Source organism: Amycolatopsis sp. NPDC028719 (genome assembly GCF_055565395.1).
The window spans coordinates 1557677-1558169 of sequence record NZ_JBVHUL010000001.1; positions in this window are offsets into that span (position 1 = coordinate 1557677).

Sequence of the window (493 nt, forward strand, 5' to 3'; positions counted from 1 at the left end):
GGAAAAGAACAACCAGACCCGCCAACGTCGCCGAACCCCCCCCCCCCCCACGAGGACGCGGGGGGGGGAGAGGGGCACACCCCGCCCCCCCCCCCCCCCCCCCCCCCACGACCGGTCCGCCGCCCAACCTCGGCTTCGCCGCGCGCCCGGCTCGGCCCAGCGGCCTGCTACGCGGCGTGCTCGGAACGCCGGCACGCGTGATCGCGGAGTCGACACGCGTGATTGAGCAGCCGACACGGCGGGCGCGGCCGCCTCGCCGCCGTGTCGACCCTCCTGATCACGCGTGTCCACCTCCTGATCACGCGTGTCGACCGTCCGATCACGCGCATCGTCGGGTGCGGCCTGTCGGCGGCGGCTCGCGGTCCGTTGGTCGCCAGGATCGTGGGGGGGGGGGCCCCCCGCGGCACCCCCCCCCCCCCCACCTGTGAGTAGCCCCAACCCCCCCCCTTCAAAACGTCCCCCCGGCCCCCCAAAAACCACTGCCTCCCCCTTC